Genomic DNA, 372 nt, shown 5'->3' on the forward strand with positions numbered 1-372 from the left:
TTAAAGGGGGACGCCAGCGCGTTCCAGCAGCAGGCGGTAGTACGTTTCAGGGTCGGTATGATGCATTAGCGGGTGGTCCGCCTTCAGCGCGTTTTCCAGCGTCATCTGCATGGCCATCGTGCACTGGCCACCGGCAACAAACCGCCGCCAGGCACTTTCGTACCGGTTGCCGGTGCTGCGCGGACGCAGCTGCCGCAGCTTGCGGGCCTGCTCATCGAGCACCGCGCCCAGGTCTTCCTCCACGCGCTCCCGTTCAGCCCGCAGCTCAGGGCTGACCACCCAGCGCTTTATCTTCTTCAGGCGGTTTTTAAGGGAGTGGTGGCTGTCGATATTTATGCCAAGCCTGGCCATCTTCAGCTGATGACGGGCGTA

General features: G+C 62.1%; 1 pseudogene. It reads right to left on the reverse strand.

What is annotated here, in order from left to right:
* A pseudogene (locus NG99_RS29700) lies at positions 1 to 372 on the reverse strand (Replication protein); the annotation flags it as partial.

The organism is Erwinia typographi, assembly GCF_000773975.1.
GTDB lineage: Bacteria > Pseudomonadota > Gammaproteobacteria > Enterobacterales > Enterobacteriaceae > Erwinia > Erwinia typographi.